The organism is Labrenzia sp. R5_0 (assembly GCF_017743835.1).
In the GTDB taxonomy this organism is placed as follows: domain Bacteria; phylum Pseudomonadota; class Alphaproteobacteria; order Rhizobiales; family Stappiaceae; genus Roseibium; species Roseibium algicola.
Window position 1 is genome coordinate 82,768 of the sequence record NZ_JAGHRK010000007.1, and the last position, 19,558, is coordinate 102,325.

A 19,558-nucleotide genomic window follows, 5' to 3' on the forward strand; every position below is an offset into this window, starting at 1 on the left:
GCTGACAGCGGAGGTTTGCAAATGATCGGACGGCTCAATCACGTCGCCATTGCGGTGTCGGATATCGAAGCAGCAACGGCAGTCTACCGGGACACTCTCGGTGCAGAGGTTTCAGCCAGGGAAGAGCAGCCGGATCACGGCGTCAGCACGGTGTTCATCAACTTGCCGAACACCAAGATCGAGCTGCTCGAGCCGCTTGGCGAGAATTCTCCCATTGCAAAGTTCCTGGAAAAGAATCCCTCAGGTGGCATTCACCACGTTTGCTACGAGGTCGATGACATCATTGCCGCGCGCGACAAGCTGCTGGCAGATGGGGCCCGGGTACTCGGCGACGGTGAACCGAAGATAGGGGCGCATGGCAAACCTGTGCTGTTCCTGCATCCCAAGGACTTTCTCGGTACCTTGACTGAACTGGAAGAGGCTTAATTTATGTCCATCGCGTTTGGCATGGCCATCTATTTCATGCTCTGGTGGATCATTCTGTTTGCCATTCTGCCGTTCGGCATGCGCCGGACGCAGGAGGAAGCAGGCGAGGTTGTACCAGGAACCGAGCCAAGCGCTCCCGAGCAGCCGCGATTCCGTCGGGTAATCATCCTGACCACCATCGTGACCACTGTGGTTTTTGCCGGATACCTCGGTATGCGCAACTCGGGATTCGGGTTGGACGACATTCCGTTCCTCAACCCGCCAACCGGCAGCTACAGTCACCCGTCCAACTGACGGGTGCGCCTCCCGGGGCATATTTGTTCGGATCCCACGACAAGTTCGCCCGGTTGCAAGAAAACTGACGCTATTCCGCAAAGAAAAAAAGGCAGAGCCAAGCTCTGCCTTTGTAAAGTTCCGCGTCTAAATTCGACCCTGTACCCTTACTGTCCGGTATTCCCGTACAGCTGGGCGGCTGCAAACCAAAAGGTGCGCCTGAGGGTCCTTCCTCCCAAGACTCAGACCGCGATGTCCTTGAGCCTCTTGGCATTTCTGCCAAGGCATCTTTTTGTTATGAAGATGGAAACTAGCGGATTGATTCAGCCTTGTCACCTATTTGTCGTGCACAGGCTATTTTTTTTGCTTGCCTATTTCCTTGGCGGCAATTGGTACTAAGACCTTAGTTCTGAAGCCGGCAAAAAATTAGGCGGCAAACTTAAGCAAATACCTGCATTTGCGCGCTATTTTGCCGTCATTTCTGTATAAGGCAGGCATGCCTGCGCAAAGGGCTTGTATTTGGTGGCTGCTTGCGCTTTGACTGCGCACAAAACAGGCGATGCCCAAGATTGAGAGAACATTCATGCGTCTTTCCCGTTACTTTCTGCCCATACTGAAAGAAACACCCAAGGAAGCGGAAATCGTGTCCCACCGGCTGATGCTGCGTGCCGGCATGATTCGTCAGCAGTCCGCCGGAATCTATTCCTGGTTGCCACTTGGGTTGAAGGTCCTGCGCAAGATCGAACGGATCGTGGAAGAAGAACAGGCAAGGGCAGGCGCGATCCAGTTGCTGATGCCGACGATCCAGTCAGCCGACCTGTGGCGTGAGAGTGGCCGGTATGATGCCTATGGCAAGGAGATGCTGCGTATCACCGACCGTCACGAGCGGGACATGCTGTTTGGGCCGACAAACGAGGAGATGATCACCGACATCTTCCGTGGCTACGTGCGATCCTACAAGGACCTGCCGCTGAACCTCTATCACATCCAGTGGAAGTTCCGTGACGAGGTGCGCCCGCGCTTTGGTGTCATGCGCGGCCGGGAGTTCCTGATGAAGGATGCCTATTCCTTCGATCTGGACAAGGAATCGGCCCGCCACGCCTATAACCGGATGTTTGTCGCCTACCTGCGCACCTTCGCGCGCATGGGGCTGAAGGCGATCCCGATGAAAGCCGACACCGGCCCGATCGGCGGCGACATGAGCCACGAGTTCATCATTCTTGCCGACACCGGCGAAAGCGAAGTGTTCTGCGACAAGTCGTTGTTGGAGCTGCCGACGCCTGCGGAAGATACGGACTTCTCCTCCGACCTGACGCCGATCGTGACCGAATGGACGACGCCCTACGCGGCAACGGACGAAATGCACGACGAAGCCGCCTTCGGTGCACTGGCTGAAGACACCCGAGTGTCGGCGCGTGGTATCGAAGTCGGTCATATCTTCTATTTCGGTACCAAGTACTCCGATGCGATGGGTGCCAAGGTTGCGACTGCAGAAGGCACGGAAGTGCCGGTCCACATGGGCTCCTACGGTGTCGGCGTTTCACGCCTTCTTGGCGCCTTGATCGAAGCCAATCATGATGAAAATGGAATCGTCTGGCCGAAATCCGTCGCGCCGTTCCATGTCGGGCTGGTCAATCTGAAGCCGGGTGACGAGCTGACGGATCCGGTGTGTGAAGATCTCTATGCCAAGTTTGAAGCTGCCGGCATCGAGGTTCTTTACGACGATACGGACACCCGGGCCGGTGCCAAGTTCGCGACGATGGATCTGATTGGCTTGCCGTTCCAGGTCGTTGCCGGGCCGCGTGGACTGAAAGACGGCTTGCTGGAAGTCAAGGACCGGGCAACTGGGGAAAAGGAAATGCTTTCTCCGGAAGCCACCTTGAACAAGCTGACGGCGGCATTGACGGACTAACCAAGTCCGGTGATCCTCTGTGTGGGGATTCGGTCGCGGCGTCTGCTGCGGCCAGCCGGCCTGCCGGAAATATTTCGGTAGGTGGGCTGTGCTGAATTTGGGGCTGTGCTGAACTGGATGGACAATGACAGCGGTAGATACGGCGGACATTGACGACGGTCGCAAACCGGCAGCCCCGACACGCGCCTTTTCCGCATTTGAATGGATGATTGCAGGGCGCTACCTGCGATCTAGGCGCCGCGAAACCTTCATATCCGTCATTGCAGGCTTTTCCTTTGCTGGCATCATGCTTGGCGTGGCAACGCTGATCATCGTGATGGCGGTGATGAACGGGTTCCGGACGGAGCTTCTCGGCAAGATCCTCGGTATCAACGGTCATATGCTGGTTCAGCCGATCGACCAGCCACTGACGGACTATGATGCGGTTTCCGCCCGGTTGCAGGGTGTGCCGGATGTGGTCAGTGCGATGCCTTTCGTGGAAGGCCAGGCGCTGGTTTCCGGACCTGCAGGGAATTTCGGAGCGCTCGTTCGCGGCCTTTACGAAAGCGATCTGCGCCGTGTGCCGCTTATCGCGAACAATGTGCGGGCCGGAACCCTTGACGGGTTCGACGAGGGCGAGGGGGTTGCCATCGGTTCACGCATGGCGCAACAGCTCGGCATCACCCTTGGTGACAATGTCACCATTATCTCACCGCGCGGTAGTGTGACCCCCATGGGCGTTACGCCGCGGTTGAAGGCCTATCCGGTCACCGCCATTTTCGAAATCGGCATGAGTGAATACGACGCGACCTTCCTGTTCATGCCACTGGAAGAGGCGCAGGCCTATTTCAACATGGATACCAAGGCGACCGGTATCGAAGTTTATGTAGCTGACCCCGACAGGGTCGGTATCATGAAGGACACGATCGAGGAGGCCGCGGATCGGCCGGCTTTCGTAACCGACTGGCGCCAGCGCAATGTCACCTTCTTTGCAGCCCTTGAGGTGGAGCGGAACGTGATGTTCATCATCCTGACGCTGATCGTCCTGGTTGCGGCGCTCAATATCGTTTCCGGCATGATCATGCTGGTGAAGGACAAGGGCAAGGACATCGCGATTTTGAGGACCATGGGCGCGACGCGTGGGTCGATTATGCGGATCTTCCTGATCACAGGCGCCAGTATCGGCTTCGTCGGTACATTCGCCGGCTTCTTCCTCGGACTTTTGGTCTGCCTGAACATCGAGAGCATCCGTCAATTCGTTTCCTGGCTTACCAGGACAGAACTGTTCGATCCGACGCTTTACTTTTTGTCACAGCTGCCCGCGGAGATTGACTCCGGAGAGACGATAACAGTGCTTGTCATGGCGCTTGCGTTGTCACTGCTGGCGACGGTCTATCCTGCGTGGCGGGCTGCGCGGCTCGATCCCGTTGAAGCCCTCAGATATGAATAGGGAGACGGGAGATGAACATGGCCGTTGACCCCAACCAGGCACCGGGACTGGCGCCCGCCGCCCTGCAATTGTCTGGCATTACCCGCAGTTTCGACGAGGGTAATCGCGAACTTCATATCCTGAACGGTGCCGATCTGCGCATCGAGGCCGGTGAGATGGTTGCCCTGGTGGCGCCTTCCGGAACCGGCAAATCGACCCTCTTGCATATTGCAGGTTTGCTGGAGCGCCCGGACGAGGGCGATGTCTTCCTGGGACCGGTCAACTGTTCGGATCTGTCTGATGATGAGCGCACGGCCATCCGGCGTAACGACATCGGGTTCGTCTATCAGTTTCATCACCTGCTGCCGGAGTTTACCGCGCAGGAAAACGTGATGATGCCACAGATGATCCGTGGCTTGCCGCGAAAGATGGCAGCGGAGAGAGCAGACGAACTTTTGAAATACATGCGTCTCGGTGAGCGTGGCAGCCATCGCCCTTCGGAGCTTTCCGGCGGGGAGCAGCAGCGCGTTGCCGTTGCCCGTGCAGTTGCGAATGCGCCTCGTATCCTTCTTCTGGATGAACCGACGGGAAATCTGGACCCCAACACTGCAGGCTATGTATTCGACGCCTTGCAGGCATTGGTGCGGGCGTCCGGTGTTGCGACGCTGTTCGCAACTCACAACCTGGAACTGGCGGGCCGGATGGACAGGGCAATAACGCTGTCCGAAGGCCTGGTCAGGGACCTCTAGGTTTTTCCAGTCAGACAAGCCAAGCCAAAAAATTGTTTCTACCCCATGTGAGCGGGCTCCTCAGGGCTACCGTTCTCCAGAAGAACAAAGCAAAAACCCTAAGTTTTCAGCAAATTTGATTTGCTTGATGACAAGGGGAACAAAAAGGGCTTGCAATAGGAACAAAAATGGAACATCATCCAGTTACGCAATTAGCAACGGTTGGAGGATGTGATGATCCATATCGCTCGTGATTTTGCCGCTTTCGGTGCAATGGTTTGCTTCTGCACGACGCTCGCCGTCTGGGGCGACGTGCTTCTGTCCGTCGGCTGATCAATCTCTGCTGAACGGTCGTTGTTTCGGCAAATGGTGCCAGTTCGTTTTTTGAGTTCCTGGACTCAGTCCGCTGCGGTGTGATGCGAAGTCAGGATTACAAAGAACAGCGGTAACAACTCCTTCGGCGTCTCGACACGCTATTCCGAACACGCTTCACTTGAGCGCTGATTCTGGAAGATGTTATGAGAGCCGCCATGTCTGCTACAGATCCCAATAATTCTCTGTCTTCCGGTTCGTCAGAAAATGCCGGCAGTGAGGCAAGCGGTCCCGGCTATGTTCACCTCCGGGTCCATTCGGCGTTGTCGCTTCTGGAAGGTGCGTTGCCGATCAAGAAGCTTCTCGACCTCGCCAAGGCCGATGACCAGCCGGCGCTGGCGATTGCCGATACCAACAATCTGTTTGGCGCGCAGGAATTTGCAACCAAAGCGTGGGGATCCGGAATTCAGCCGATTGCGGCGTGTCAGCTTTCCGTCTTTTTCGACGATGGACTTGAAAGCGGGCGGAGAGGGGAACCTGCGCTTTCGGACGTTGTTCTTCTCGCCATGACAGAAGCCGGTTACGGCAATCTGATGGAGCTGAGTTCTCGGGCCTTCCTCGACACGGAAACCGGTCTGAGGCCACACGTTTCCTCCGGGTATCTTCTATCAAAGTCCGAAGGCGTTATCATTCTGACCGGTGGTGTCGGAGGGCCGATCGGGGCAGCGCTCCTTGCCGGCCGCAAGGACCTCGCAAAAAGCCGGTTGCAAACATTGGCGGATCGTTTTCCCGGTCGTTGCTACGTGGAAATCCAGCGCCATGGCATGGAAGCCGAGCGCAAGACCGAAGACGCGTTTCTCGATCTGGCCTACGAATACGGGCTACCACTGGTCGCCACCAACGAAGCCTTCTTTCCCAAGCGCGAAGACTATGAAGCTCATGACGCGCTGATCTGCATCTCCGAGGGCAGGGTGCTGATCGAGGACGACCGCAGACGTCTGACACCGGAGCACTACTTCAAAAGCCGCGCGGAAATGTGCGCGCTCTTTGCGGATTTGCCGGAGGCGCTTGTCTCAACGGTAGAAATTGCCCGGCGCTGCAGCTTCCGCCCGTTGAAGCGCGCGCCGATCCTGCCCCGGTTTGCCGGTGCAGATGCGGATCCGGAAGAAGCGGAGAAGGCAGAGGCGGAAGAGTTGATCCGCCAGGCACGCGAAGGATTGCAGGCGCGCCTTGATGCGCATGGACTGGCGCCGGGTCTTGAGGAGAAGGACTACTGGGATCGTCTCGACTACGAGACCGGCATCATCGAGCGCATGAAGTTTCCCGGGTACTTCCTGATCGTTGCGGACTTCATCAAATGGGCGAAAGGGCAGGATATTCCGGTCGGCCCGGGTCGCGGGTCCGGTGCGGGGTCCCTGGTTGCCTGGTCGCTGACCATTACCGACCTCGATCCCATGCGGTTTTCGCTGCTGTTCGAACGCTTCCTCAATCCTGAACGCGTTTCGATGCCTGACTTCGATATCGACTTCTGCCAAACCCGGCGTGAAGAAGTGATCCGTTATGTTCAGGAAAAATATGGCCGGCAGCAGGTCGCGCAGATCATCACCTTCGGATCGCTTCAGGCCCGCGCCGTGCTGCGCGATGTCGGCCGCGTGCTGCAAATGCCTTATGGCCAGGTCGACCGGCTCTGCAAACTTGTCCCCGCCAACCCGGCAAATCCCGTAACGCTTGGTCAGGCGATCGAGGAAGAGCCACGCCTGCGCGAGGCAGCCAAGGAAGAGGAAATCGTCGAGCGGCTGCTGGGCATGGCTCAGAAGCTCGAAGGCCTTTACCGGCACGCTTCTACGCACGCTGCGGGCGTTGTCATCGGTGACAGGCCTCTGGAACAACTGGTTCCGCTCTATCGAGACCCGCGTTCCGACATGCCGGTTGCCCAGTTCAACATGAAGATGGTGGAAGACGCCGGACTTGTTAAGTTCGACTTCCTCGGCCTGAAGACACTGACGGTTATCGATACGGCGGTGAAGCTGATTGAACGGCGCGGTATCGATGTCGACGTCGCAGCCCTGCCGATCGACGACGAGAAAACCTACAAGCTGCTGGCGCGCGGCGAAACGTTCGGCGTGTTCCAGCTGGAAAGTCAGGGCATGCGCCGCGCGATTGCAGGCATGAAACCCGACCGGTTCGAAGACATCATTGCCCTTGTGGCTTTGTATCGTCCCGGACCGATGGAGAACATCCCGGTCTACAATGCGGTGAAGCACGGCGAACAGGACCCGGACTGCCTGCATCCCCTGCTTGAACCCATCCTGATGGAGACGAACGGCATTATCGTCTACCAGGAACAGGTGATGCAGATTGCGCAGGTTCTGTCCGGCTACTCTCTCGGTGAAGCTGACCTTCTGCGCCGCGCCATGGGTAAGAAGATTGCCGCGGAAATGGAAGTCCAGCGGGCGCGTTTTGTCGACGGCGCGGTGGAGCGTGGGATCAACAAGAGCCACGCCGGAACAATCTTCGATCTTGTGGCGAAGTTCGCCAACTACGGCTTCAACAAGTCGCACGCTGCGGCGTATGCACTGGTCTCCTATCATACGGCCTGGCTTAAGGCGAACCACCCGGTTGAGTTCATGGCCGCTTCCATGACACTGGATCTGGGCAATACGGAAAAACTGGGCGACTACCGTCAGGAATGTCGGCGCATGAAGATCGAGATCGAGCCGCCGTCAATCAACCGCGGGCAGGTCTATTTTGACGTTGCCGACGGCAAGATCCTTTACGCGATGGGCGCGATCAAGGGTGTCGGCGAGCAGGCGGTTGAACACATTGTTGAGGTTCGGGGCGACAAGCCTTTCAAGAGCCTTGGCGATTTTGCGCGTCGGATTTCACCCAAGGCCCTCAACAAGCGAACGCTTGAAAACCTGGTCGCAGCCGGAGCATTCGATGAGCTTGAGCCCAACCGGGCACGGGTTTTTGAAGGCCTCGACCGGATCATGGGCCTGGCTCAACGCACCGAGGAAAACAAGACGCTCGGCCAGGACGAGCTTTTTGGAGGCAGCGACAGCGAAGAACCCTTGCAGCTGGATGATGTCCATGGCTGGACAAACGAAGAGAAGCTGCAGCGGGAACACTCGGCGATCGGGTTTTACCTGTCAGCGCATCCGATCGACGAATACGCCTCCGTGCTGGAAAAGATGCGGGCACAGCCGTGGAGCCAGTTTTCGGAAGCGGTCAAGAAGGGGGCGTCTCACGGCCGGCTTGCCGGCACCGTTGTGTCCATGCAGGAACGCAAGACCAAGACCGGCAATCGCATGGGTATCGTTCGCCTGTCCGATGCTACGGGCCAGTATGAGGCGTTGCTCTTCCGTGAGAAACTCGAACAGTTCCGGGATGCCTTGCAGGCTGGACGTTCCGTTGTCGTGCTCGTCGGGGCTGACATGCGCGACGACGAGCCCTCCCTTCGAATCGAACAGGTTGATCCGATCGATCAGGTTGCAGCCCGTCTGCAGAAAAGCATGCGTGTCTTTGTTCGCGATGAACGTCCAATCCCGAGCCTTGCAAAGCAGTTGCAGGTGAGGGGTGAAGGTGACGTGACGGTGATTGTCCTTCTGGAAAACGGCGCACGGGAAGTGGAAGTCAAGCTCCCCGGCCGGTTCCGCCTGTCACCGGAAATTGCGGGCGCGCTCAAGGCAGTGCCAGGTGTAACGGACGTACAGGTGGCGTGAACATCCAGGGCGCCGACAATGCGATTTCACTGTGGGAGCGCTGGTGCGCCAGGGTTTCAATGGTCCTGAAAATGCTCGCTCTGTCAGTTGCCGATGCGGGCGCTGTGATAGTCCTTGAGCGCGGTGGCCAGCTGCAACGCAAAGCGCGCTGAAGCCACGGGAAGTGTTCGCCCGCGCATCTGGCCCAGAATTAGGTTCCCGGGTGGCAGGTCCTTGCTCGAGATCGGTTTGAAAACCAGCGAGCCGTCATCCTGCTCTCTGAGCCCCAGAGGGATCTGGAAGCCGATCAGTTTCTCACAGAGAACGTAGTGCCGGATCAGGTCGAAGCTTTCGGTTTCGACAGCGGGAGATACGCGGCGACTGCCACGCCGGGCAGCAAAGTCCAGCAGATGCCTGACGCCATATTTGGTTGTCGGTGCGACGTGGGGCACATCGAGACAATCCCGCAGGCGCACCTCCGCTTTTTTTGCCAGTGGATGGTCGCTTGCCATAACCGCATAAACCTCCTGCGGGATGACATGAAGCACCTCGAAATCCACCAGATAGACTGGCTCGAACACCAGTGCCAGGTCGCTGGAATAGGACACGAGTTCCTGCTCGGCCTGGGTTCTGTCCCTGACGTTGACCGAAAACGTGACGCCCGGATGATCACGCCGGTACCGGGCGATCTGCTCGGGCAGGAAATAAGGAACCATGGCCTGCGAGCAGGCGATGGAAACGTGCCCTCTGCGTTCTCCTGCAAGATCAGCGACCTGGCTCTGCACACGAGCAAGGTCTGAAAGGCTTGCGCGGTAGTGGTGGAGAAGAAGCTCTCCGGCAGGGTTGAGACGTACGCCCTTCGGTAGGCGCTCAAAGAGCTGTGCGCCAAACTCCTGCTCGAACCTTTGCACCCGGCGCGTAAGCGCCGAGGCGGTCAGGTTCATGTCTTCCGCCGCTTTTCTGATGGAGCCCGCTCGGGCGACAGCCTCAATGAGCTGAAACGTGTATAAGTGTCTCATTTCAATAGGCTTTGTTTATAGCGTTGCATTTTTTTCATCGCATCTGTGAATTTATAGCATTTTTCGGAAACAGAAAACACCTGCAAGCTTCGGAAAGCCAATCGCACAGCGGAGTTTCCGAACATGTCCCTACACCGACGCGAATTCCTCAAAGCCGGAGCTGCCGTCGTCGGCGCCCTCCCGTTTTCCCGGTCCCTGTCTGCCTTCGCCGCAAGCGATACTCTGGTGGCGGTGACCGGTCAGACCATCAACAGTCTGGATCTTCACCGTACCGGTACCAACAGGGCGAGCTATCAGGTTGCCATCAACAGTTATGACCGGTTGATTACGTTCGGCAGCAAGACCCTGGAAGATGGCAGCGTTTCCTTCGACTATTCGAAGCTGGAACCGGAACTCGCGGAAAGCTGGACAATTTCCGACGACGGTTTGACCATTACCTTCAAGCTGAAGCCGAACGCCGTTTTCTGGGACGGCAGCAAAGTGACCGCTGAGGATGTAAAATGGTCTTTCGACAGGGCAGTGTCAGTTGGCGGGTTCCCGAGCACGCAGATGAAAGCTGGCGGCCTTGTGCGGCCGGATCAGTTTGAAGCCGTCGATGAGGAAACCTTTGTCGTCAAGCTCGACAAGCCATCAAAGCTATCCTTGCCGGATCTGGCAGTTCCTGTGCCGTTCGTCATCAATTCGAAAGTCGCCAAGGAACATGCGACAGCCGATGATCCCTGGGCGACTGAGTATCTTCACACGACACCTGCCGGGTCCGGGGCCTACAAGGTTGCCCGTTGGGATTCCGGCCAGCAGATCGTTTACGAACGCTTTGACGAATGGGCTGGTGGACCTTTGCCCAAGGTTCGCAGAATCATTGTTCGAGAAGTGCCGAGTCCGGCAACCCGCCGCGCCCTGATCGAACGTGGTGATGTGCAGGTGTCCTTCGACATACCTGATAAGGATGCTGCTGAGCTCGCTGAAAAGGTGAAAGTGTATTCCACACCGATTGCCAACACCATGCATGTGGTTGGCCTGAATTACACTTTCGAACCTTTCCAGGATCCGAATGTGCGCAAGGCTATCGCCTACGCGATTCCCTATAAGGACATCTTCGATACCGCAGCTTACGGCCGCGGCGCACCGTTGTGGGGCGGTAGCGAGACCATTGAAGACACCTCCTGGCCACGCAAGTCGCCCTATAGCCATGACATGGAGAAAGCCAAGGAGTTGCTTGCAGCATCCGCCTATCCTGATGGCTTCGAAGTCCCTCTGTCGATCAGCACAGACCTTGCATCCTGGATGGAGCCAACTGCACTGCTGATCCAGGAAAGTCTCGGCAAACTCGGCATCAAGACGGAAATCGAGAAGATCCCCGGGGCAAACTGGCGCACGGCGGTGCTCGTGGAAAAGCGCTTGCCACTACATCTGGAAAACTTCGGCGGCTGGCTGGACACACCCGACTACTACTTCTTCTGGGCGTATCAGGAAGGCAACCTTTTCAATTCCTCGAATTATCGAAACGAGGAAATCGAGACCCTGACCTCGGAAACGCTTCACATGGCGCAGGACGATCCTGAGTACGCGCCGAAGATCAAGCGGATGTTCGAGATCGCGATGGAAGACCTGCCGAGGATTCCGCTTTATCAGCCGGCGCTCAACGTCGCGGTCAACAGTGCCGACGGTTACGAGTTCTGGTTCCACCGCCAGCTCGATGTCCGCTCTCTGACGAACGTGGAGAGCTAGGTCATGGCGCGTCGCAGCTCAGCTACGCTTAACCGCATTCTGCAGGCGATACCGGTTCTGATAGGCGTTGTGGTGATCAGCTTCATCCTCACCCGTGCCTTGCCCGGTGACCCAGCAGTGCAATTTGCCGGAGCTGCGGCAACGCCTGAATCCATCGAAGAGGTTCGACGGTCTCTGGGCCTCGACAAACCGTTGCCGGAGCAGTTCCTGATCTATGTAGGAGATCTGCTGCAGGGAGATCTGGGCCAGTCGGTTTCCACCGGCCGGCCCGTTGCGACGGAACTTGCGTCCCGACTGCCGGCCTCGCTCGAATTGACGCTGTCCGCCCTGATCCTGTCCTGCCTGATAGCCGTTCCACTCGGCGTTCTGGCAGCGACACGGCCGGGAACCTGGATTGACCAGCTATGCCGGATACTTGTCACCGCCGGCGTATCTCTGCCGACATTCTTCACTGGCATCGTTCTGATCTATGTTTTCTATTATCTCTTGGGCATCGCTCCGTCGCCCCTTGGCAGGCTCGATTTCATCTATCTTGATCCTCCCAGGATAACCGGGTTCTTCCTGATCGACGCTGCAATTGTCGGAGATTGGGAAACCTGGTTCGGGGCGCTGAAGCAGTTGGTCTTGCCGGCAACGACGCTAGCCCTCTTCACCCTTGCTCCGATCGCGCGCATGACGCGGGCGGCGATGCTGTCTGCATTGGCGGCCGACTATGTCAGAACCGCACGGGCAGCAGGCCTCGGGCCAGGGATGGTCCTCTACGGCTACGCTTTCCGCAACGCTCTGCTTCCGGTCGTGACCACGCTGGGTATGGTGTTTTCCTTTGTGCTTGGGGCGAATGTGCTGGTCGAGAAGGTCTTCGCCTGGCCAGGCATCGGATCCTATGCGGTCGAGGCGCTTGTGGTTTCCGATTACGCCGCGGTTCAGGGGTTCGTTCTGGCGATGGCATTGCTGTTCGTCATTCTCAACCTGTTGATCGATCTGTCCTATTCGCTGATTGATCCACGTTTCGGGACATCTTCGAAATGAGTGATACGACGTTGCCTCCAACCGTCGCGGAGCGGAAGACCGGCTCCGGTGCGCTGGCCCACACGATCTATGTCCTTCGGGAAAATCCGGTCACGGCACTGTCTTTCGCCATGTTCGCTTTTTTCATCGGATCAGCAGTGCTCGGACCTGCACTGGTTCCCTACGATCCGCTGCAGACGAATGCGGCAAATGCATTGCAGGCCCCCAGCTGGTCTCATTGGTTCGGAACCGACAATCTTGGCCGTGATGTCTTTTCAAGGGTGATCGTTGCAACGCGCCTTGATCTGATCATCTCGGTGTCCGCTGTCGCGCTTTCCTTCGTCATCGGTTCGGTCCTTGGTGCCGTGGCCGGTTACCGTGGAGGCTGGCTGGATGTCGTGCTCAACCGGTTTCTCGACACCATCATGGCCTTTCCATTGTTCGTGCTGGCCATGGGCATTGTGGCGGCGCTCGGGAATTCGATTTCCAACATCATTCTGGCCACTGCGATCATCAACATTCCGTTCTACGCCCGTCTTGTTCGTGCGGAGGTCAACATCCGGCGGGAAGCCGGCTTCACGCTTGCCGCAAAGCTTGCCGGCAATTCGGATACCAGGGTGCTCGCGTTTCACATATTCCCGAATGCCCTGCCGCCGATGATGGTGCAGGTCTCGCTCAATCTGGGGTGGGCCATTTTGAACGCGGCCGGATTGTCCTTTATCGGCCTTGGTGTTCGTCCGCCCACACCGGAGTGGGGCATCATGGTTGCTGAAGGCGCGAATTTCATCGTGTCCGGCGAGTGGTGGCTGGCGTTGTTTCCGGGGCTCTGGCTGATGCTGGCAGTCTTTACCTTCAACCTGATGGGAGACGGTCTTCGCGACATCGTCGACCCGCGTCGTCGGACCTGAGGAGCTTTGCCATGCTGACCATCAAGGATCTCAAAGTTGCCTTCAAGACGCGCCGCGGTGACGTTCAGGCCGTCAAGGGTATCAGCTTCGACCTGGCCAAGGGCGAACGTCTGGGCATAGTCGGGGAAAGCGGATCGGGAAAATCCGTTACATCTTATGCCCTGATGCGCATTCTGGACGCCGGTGGCCGGATAAAATCCGGTGAGGCGGTATATGACGGTATCGATCTCAAACAGGCGGCGGAGCGCGACATGCGTGAAATCCGCGGTCGGGAGATCTCGATGATCTTTCAGAACCCGCGTGCCGCACTCAATCCCATTCGGAAGGTTGGGCACCAGCTTGAGGACGTCCTTCGCCAGCATGGCCGGGCGACCAGGCAAAATGCGAAAGCAAAGGCAATCGAGGCACTGGAGGCGGTGAAGATCAACGAGGCTGCTGAGCGTTACGAAGCCTATCCCTTCGAGCTTTCAGGGGGCATGTGCCAGCGCGTCGTGATTGCCATTGCGCTTGCCTGTGACCCCAAGCTTCTCATCGCGGACGAGCCGACCACCGGCCTCGACATCACCACCCAAAAGGCCGTCATGGACCTTGTCGATGATCTTGTTCGGGCGCGCGAAATGTCGTCGATCCTGATTACGCACGATCTCGGCCTGGCGTCCGAATATTGCGACCGCATCGTCGTGATGAAGGACGGTGTCATTGTGGAGGAGGGCAGGCCGGCGGACCTGTTTTCAAACCCTCGACATGCCTATACCAGAAAACTGGTGGACGCGACGCCGCGGCGTGGAGCCAGCATTCGTTCATTGCTGCCGGAAGATCAACGCGCGCCGCTGGCCGCACGGACAATCGGCAATTCTCCGATGATGGAAGTCGTCAAGCTGACCAAGACCTACCAGGGCAAATCCGGTCCGGTGTACGCCGTCAAGGGCATCAGCTTCACCATTCGCGAAGGCGAAAGTGTCGGACTGGTCGGCGAATCCGGCTGCGGAAAATCCACCACGTCTTCCATGATCGTGCGGCTGCTTGATCCGACGTCAGGCCACCTGCTTTTCAGGGGCGAGGATATTGCCAAGCTCCCGTCGGAGAACTTCTCCCGGCATCCACTGCGGCAGAAAATCCAGATGGTTTTCCAGGATGCGACGGACAGTCTCAATCCCAGACATACCGCCCGTCAGTCGATAGCCGAACCCTTGAAGCGTTTGACAGGATTAAAAGGCGCCCACTTGGGCGAACGGGTGGAAGAGCTGGCCGCATTGACAGGCTTGCCGAGCCATCTTCTTGATCGGTTTCCGCACCAGCTGTCAGGGGGGCAGAAGGCGCGCGTCGGCATAGCCAGGGCAATCGCCCCGGATCCCGATCTCCTGATCCTTGATGAGCCGACTGCCGCTCTGGATGTTTCCATTCAGGCCGTTGTCCTGAACCTGCTTGCAGACCTACGGGCCCGGCTTGGCATGAGTTACCTTTTCGTCAGCCATGATCTCAATGTCGTGCGTCTGCTGTGCGACCATGTCGTCGTCATGAAGGGCGGCAAAGTTGTTGAGGCGGGAGCCGTCGAGACGGTCATGGATACGCCCCAGAACCCGTACACTCGCGAATTGCTTACGGCTGCGCCCCAGGCACCGGCGCGCAAAACCGCCGCCTAAGATATTTTGGAAGGACTAGACATGATCCGCGAACTTCCCTTCACGCTCGCCGGGCTCCGGCAGGCCTACGCCGAAGGCTTGTCTGTTGAGGCCGTGATCGAAGAAGCCTTCAGGCGGCTTGATGCCATCGGCGACCCGGGAATCTTCATTCACCAGGCACGAGAAACGGCACTTGCTGAGGCCCGTAGTCTAGGCAATCCCGATAACCGGCCTCTTTGGGGAATTCCCTATGTGGCCAAGGACAATATCGACGTGGCTGGCATGCCGACGACTGCAGCGTGCCCGGATTTCGAGTATTTCGCTGATAGCGATGCTTTTGTCGTTGGACGTCTTCGGCAAGCGGGTGCAATTTGTCTTGGCAAGACCAATCTCGATCAATTCGCGACTGGCCTCGTCGGAGTGAGAACGCCATACCCCGTGCCATTGAACGCGGTGGATCCGGAAATCGTTCCCGGTGGCTCTTCCTCAGGCTCGGCCGTTGCTGTTGCCCACGGGTTCGCGTGTTTCTCGCTGGGAACCGACACGGCAGGGTCCGGGCGTGTGCCGGCAGCCCTCAACGGCATTGTGGGGCTCAAACCAAGCCTGGGCGTTCTGTCCGGCTCAGGTCTGGTCCCTGCATGCCGGACCCTCGATACGATCTCGATTTTTGCCATGACCGTTGCGGATGCATGGGCCGTATTCGAGACTGCTGCAGGCTACGACCCGGCAGATGCCTATTCCAGGCAGCTGCCGGTCAAGCAATTGTCTGCCAGTCAGGGAGCTGTACGGATCGCGGTCCCTGACGATGCTTCACTGAAAACCTTCGGTGACATGGCTCAGGCGGACCATTTCAGGGTAACGATCGCATCGCTGCGCACGCAGGGGGCCGTTGTGCAGGAAATCGATTTTCAGCCGTTTTACGATGTCGCCAGCCTGCTCTACGAGGGGGCCTGGGTCGCGGAACGTACAGCTGCTGTCGGTAGTCGTCTGATTGATGCGCCGCAGACGCTTCATCCGACGACGCGCGCAATTATCGAACCGGGTCTTTCTTTGACCGCTGTCGACGCATTCCGTGGACTTTACAAGCTGCAGGACCTGCGCCGGATATGTGATGAGCTTTTGGCAGAGACCGACTTCCTCTGCGTTCCGACGATACCGACATTTGTCTCTGTAGAAGAAATTACCGCTGACCCCATTGGCCCGAATTCGGGCCTTGGCACCTACACGAATTTCGTCAACCTTCTCGATCTTTGCGGTATTGCCGTGCCAACAGGTTTGCGACAGGACGGCCGGCCTGGAAGCCTGACCGTTCTGGCCCGCTGCGGTCAGGATGCAGCCGCCGCCGCGCTTGCCGCTACAGTGGAAGCGGGGCCGCTTGGAGCAACGACCTGGGCTCGGCAGAAATCTGCGCTGACCACAAGCGAAATCGCTGCCGGTGAAATAGCTGTTGCGGTCTGCGGCGCCCACATGTCGGGACTGCCGCTAAACAAGGAGCTGATTTCTCACGGCGCACGCTTTGTAAAATCCAGCAAGACAGCACCGGAATACCGTTTCTTTGCGCTTGCAGGCGGGCCTCCGAAGCGGCCGGGCCTTGTGCAGGTTGGGGCCGGCTCGGGCGGATCAATCAATGTAGAGGTCTGGGCAATGCCGCTTGAGACCTTCGGCAGTTTCATGACGAGTATTCCGGCTCCGCTGTGCATCGGCACGGTCAAGCTGGAAGACGGAACCGACGTAAAGGGATTTTTGTGTGAAGGACATGCAGTTGAAGGGGCTGTTGAAATCACCGAACTGAGTTCCTGGCGAACCTATCTTTCGTCAGTGGTTGCTTCCGTTTCCCAGCCGGATGTCTCGGAGGAGAAGCTGACCGCGCATGCAAGCTGAACTTTTGACATACGAGGGTTCAGTCAGTGCGGGAAATTGAGGGTAGGCGGAATGTTTCTTCTGATTGCTGATTGCCAAGCTCTTCGCAGGCCAGCGTCCCCAGGCGGTGAATAGCGGATTCAAGCGTGTCCGACCAAACGTCGCCGCAACTGATGCGAAGGCAATGTGCATAAAGGCCTGAAGCGGTGAAAAGACTTCCAGGAGCAAAGCAGATATTTAGATTTAAGGCCTTGTAATAAAGCGCTGTTGTGTCGATGTTTTTGTCCATTTCTACCCACAAGACGAAACCGCCGTCCGGATGTGTGACCCTGGTACCCGCCGGAAAGGACTGTGCAATGGCCCGGCGTGCGCGCGCGACATTGGTTTCCATTCTCCGGGCCATGCGAGACACATGGCGCTCGAAGTCCCGGGATGACAGAAATTCAGCCAAAGCCAGTTGAGGTGCCAACGGGTTGCAGATTGAGGCGGAGAACTTGGCCTTGGTGATTTGGACAATGCGGCCGGGAGCGCGGATCCAGCCGGTTCGGTAGCCTGGGGCGAGGGTTTTCGAGAAAGAGCTGCAATAGAAGATCTCGGTCTCGTGCGGCAGACTGAAAAACGGTGCCGGACGGCATCCGCCAAACCCGAGGCCGCCGTAGGTATCATCTTCGATCAAGGGTGTCTTGTAACGGTCCAGCAACTTCAGGACAGAACGTTTCACAGGCTCCGGCATCATGGTGCCAAGTGGGTTGGTGAAGCTGGACGACAAGGCAACGGCAGTTACGGTTCCCGACTTCAGAGCCAGCTCGAGTGCGGACGGATCGATGCCGTCCCGCGAGGTTGGCAACTCCCAGGCCTTCAGTTTCAGGCGTTCGAGAACCTGCAGCAGTCCGAAATAGGCGGGCGATTCGACGGCAATCGTATCGCCCGGCTGTGTGAGCGTTTGAAGTGCGAGCCCTAAAGCTTCGGTGCAGCCACTCGTAATGACAATTTCTTCCTGGGAAACTGTGCTGCCATGCAGGCACATAAGCTTTGCGATTTCTCTCCTGAGTTCCGGTAAACCCTGAGCAGACCCATAGGCGTTGAGTTGCTGTCCTTTCGAGCGGAGGATGCGTGCCTGCAAGGCGTTCAGCGGCTCTGCGGCCAGCAGAGACGGGGCGGGAATGGCGCAGCCAAGCGGCACATATGCCGGGTTTGACGCATGTTCGAGCATCTCCAGGTAAGGAGCTTGAAACACGACACTGCGGCTGGTCTCCGGTGGCGTTGTTTTACTGGGCTCGATGAGCCTGTGGCTTGCTGGACGGGTGACGAAATAGCCGGACTTTGCCTGTGCCCGGATATAGCCTTTGTCTTCGAGATGGGCATAGGCCTGGTTGGCTGTCGACAGGCTAACGGAATAACCGCGCATGGTGCGCCGGAGGGAGGGGAACCTCTCCCCGGGCTTCAAGGTGCCATTGTCGATCAGCTGAGCCAGGGACTGGGCAACGGACTGGTATTTGAACGAAACCATTTCATCTGTATCTGTTCATTTTCGAGTTTTTGTATCTGTTTTGATTTTAGGAGAGATGTCAAACCGGGCCGGACATTTCATCAGTCAGGAGTGCCGGACATGGCAATGGAACATCCGATCCGTTTTACGGAAAAATTTGCAAGGCTCGAAGGGTTGTGGTCGCCGCGCGTCATTGCGGAAATGAACGATTACCAGTTCAAGATCGTCCGCATTCAAGGAGACTTCGTCTGGCATGATCATCCTGAAACGGATGAGACCTTCATCGTTCTCAAGGGCGAAATCCGCATCGATTTTCGTGATCGCGCCATTGTTCTGGGCGAGGGGGAAATGTACGTCGTGCCGAAGGGCGTCGAGCACAAGCCTTATGCGGACTCGGAAGCCGAGCTGCTGCTGATCGAGCCGCAGGGTATTCTCAATACCGGCCATGCGGGCGGAGACAGGACCCAGGAAAACGATCTCTGGATCTGACAAGGTTGTTCGGGCCGGGACTTTTGTGCGTTCCGGCCCGGCCGGCGAGTCGATACTCGGCGCGCTGTTACTGCCTTGCGGGCCAGATAAATTCGACGCGGATACCACCGGGTTCAGCCAGCATCATGTGCTTGCGTGGGCCTCCGCCGAGAGGCTCAGGCATAAATTCGATCTCGACTCCCGGCCAGGCCTTTACCTTTTCGGCAATTTCCAGCAGCTTTTCTTCGCTTGAGACTTCAAGGGCCAGATGGTGGAGGCCGATATTGGTTTTCCTGTCGAAGCCCGTCACAGGCCTTGTGCGGTCTGCCTGCCAGAGCGTCAGGCGGGCGGTACCGTCGGAAACGGTTGTTCGTGGGTAGTTGTCATCACGTGCCAGCAATTGCCAGCCGAGCAGCTCGGTGAAAAACGCGGTGGTCTGGTCCAGATCTCGGACTGTGAGGCCCAGGTGGTTGATGCCTTTGGTGGTCACGGTGGAGTGTCCTTGCTGTGGCGAGTTCAAAATAGGTATAAATGACATGATTGATCGTCAACACATGTCGCTGCTTATCAAGGTATCGAAACGTGAGCTTGCGCCAGGGCGGGAAAATTCGATTTTCAAACAGCGATTGGGTTGAAGAAAACCGGCCCTTGGGCCTTGAAATAAAATTTCTTCCCAACTATAAGGCGCGCATTCCA

15 protein-coding genes are annotated in these 19,558 nt (G+C 57.6%); 12 read left to right on the forward strand and 3 right to left on the reverse strand.

Annotated elements, in window-relative coordinates:
* Positions 1 to 21: 21 nt before the first annotated feature.
* The 6 genes from mce to dnaE all read left to right on the forward strand — a co-directional run bounded on the left by mce (position 22) and on the right by dnaE (position 8,781).
* Positions 22 to 426 carry a methylmalonyl-CoA epimerase gene (gene mce / locus J7447_RS27000; protein ID WP_006934701.1) on the forward strand — a complete coding sequence of 135 codons (405 nt, stop codon included), beginning with the start codon at positions 22 to 24 and terminating at the stop codon, positions 424 to 426.
* A 3-nt stretch (positions 427 to 429) separates the two neighbouring features.
* On the forward strand, positions 430 to 720 hold the full coding sequence (locus J7447_RS27005) for a DUF1467 family protein (protein ID WP_022998440.1): 291 nt from the start codon (positions 430 to 432) through the stop codon (positions 718 to 720).
* Between the two features lie 562 nt (positions 721 to 1,282).
* Positions 1,283 to 2,611, forward strand: coding sequence for a proline--tRNA ligase (proS, locus tag J7447_RS27010; protein ID WP_031268416.1), 1,329 nt, complete (start codon positions 1,283 to 1,285; stop codon positions 2,609 to 2,611).
* Positions 2,612 to 2,735: 124 nt separating this feature from the next.
* Positions 2,736 to 4,040: a lipoprotein-releasing ABC transporter permease subunit gene (locus J7447_RS27015; protein WP_022998442.1), complete on the forward strand. Its 1,305-nt coding sequence runs from the start codon at positions 2,736 to 2,738 to the stop codon at positions 4,038 to 4,040.
* An 11-nt stretch (positions 4,041 to 4,051) separates the two neighbouring features.
* Positions 4,052 to 4,768, forward strand: coding sequence for an ABC transporter ATP-binding protein (locus tag J7447_RS27020; RefSeq protein ID WP_022998443.1), 717 nt, complete (start codon positions 4,052 to 4,054; stop codon positions 4,766 to 4,768).
* 536 nt (positions 4,769 to 5,304) lie between these two features.
* A complete protein-coding gene (dnaE, locus tag J7447_RS27025) occupies positions 5,305 to 8,781 on the forward strand; it encodes a DNA polymerase III subunit alpha (protein WP_209171536.1) in 3,477 nt (1,158 codons plus the stop codon).
* Positions 8,782 to 8,864: 83 nt separating this feature from the next.
* On the opposite strand, the gene J7447_RS27030 is transcribed toward dnaE, so the two are convergent.
* The gene (locus J7447_RS27030; protein ID WP_022998446.1) at positions 8,865 to 9,779 is read right to left on the reverse strand and encodes a LysR family transcriptional regulator; all 915 of its coding nucleotides are present in this window, start codon (positions 9,777 to 9,779) and stop codon (positions 8,865 to 8,867) included.
* Between the two features lie 123 nt (positions 9,780 to 9,902).
* On the opposite strand from J7447_RS27030, the gene J7447_RS27035 reads away from it, so the two are divergent.
* The 5 genes from J7447_RS27035 to atzF are packed head-to-tail and all read left to right on the forward strand — an operon-like array spanning position 9,903 to position 16,926.
* The gene (locus tag J7447_RS27035) at positions 9,903 to 11,507 is read left to right on the forward strand and encodes an ABC transporter substrate-binding protein (protein WP_168686760.1); all 1,605 of its coding nucleotides are present in this window, start codon (positions 9,903 to 9,905) and stop codon (positions 11,505 to 11,507) included.
* A gap of 3 nt (positions 11,508 to 11,510) precedes the next feature.
* Positions 11,511 to 12,536, forward strand: coding sequence for an ABC transporter permease (locus J7447_RS27040; protein WP_209171482.1), 1,026 nt, complete (start codon positions 11,511 to 11,513; stop codon positions 12,534 to 12,536).
* On the forward strand, positions 12,533 to 13,423 hold the full coding sequence (locus J7447_RS27045; protein ID WP_022998449.1) for an ABC transporter permease: 891 nt from the start codon (positions 12,533 to 12,535) through the stop codon (positions 13,421 to 13,423). The genes J7447_RS27040 and J7447_RS27045 overlap by 4 nt, the downstream gene beginning before the upstream one ends.
* 11 nt (positions 13,424 to 13,434) lie before the next feature.
* Entirely contained in the window at positions 13,435 to 15,066 is a 1,632-nt protein-coding gene (locus J7447_RS27050; protein ID WP_286189648.1) for an ABC transporter ATP-binding protein, read from the forward strand.
* Positions 15,067 to 15,087: 21 nt separating this feature from the next.
* On the forward strand, positions 15,088 to 16,926 hold the full coding sequence (gene atzF / locus J7447_RS27055; protein WP_209171483.1) for an allophanate hydrolase: 1,839 nt from the start codon (positions 15,088 to 15,090) through the stop codon (positions 16,924 to 16,926).
* 19 nt (positions 16,927 to 16,945) lie between these two features.
* Here atzF and J7447_RS27060 read toward each other — a convergent pair whose 3' ends face one another.
* On the reverse strand, positions 16,946 to 18,415 hold the full coding sequence (locus J7447_RS27060; RefSeq protein WP_209171484.1) for a PLP-dependent aminotransferase family protein: 1,470 nt from the start codon (positions 18,413 to 18,415) through the stop codon (positions 16,946 to 16,948).
* Between the two features lie 105 nt (positions 18,416 to 18,520).
* On the opposite strand from J7447_RS27060, the gene J7447_RS27065 reads away from it, so the two are divergent.
* Complete coding sequence (locus J7447_RS27065; protein ID WP_286189673.1) at positions 18,521 to 18,883, forward strand: cupin domain-containing protein; 363 nt, start codon at positions 18,521 to 18,523, stop codon at positions 18,881 to 18,883.
* Between the two features lie 67 nt (positions 18,884 to 18,950).
* On the opposite strand, the gene J7447_RS27070 is transcribed toward J7447_RS27065, so the two are convergent.
* Positions 18,951 to 19,352 (reverse strand): VOC family protein, encoded by a 402-nt coding sequence (locus tag J7447_RS27070; RefSeq protein WP_209171486.1) that lies wholly within the window; start codon positions 19,350 to 19,352, stop codon positions 18,951 to 18,953.
* Positions 19,353 to 19,558: the final 206 nt, after the last annotated feature.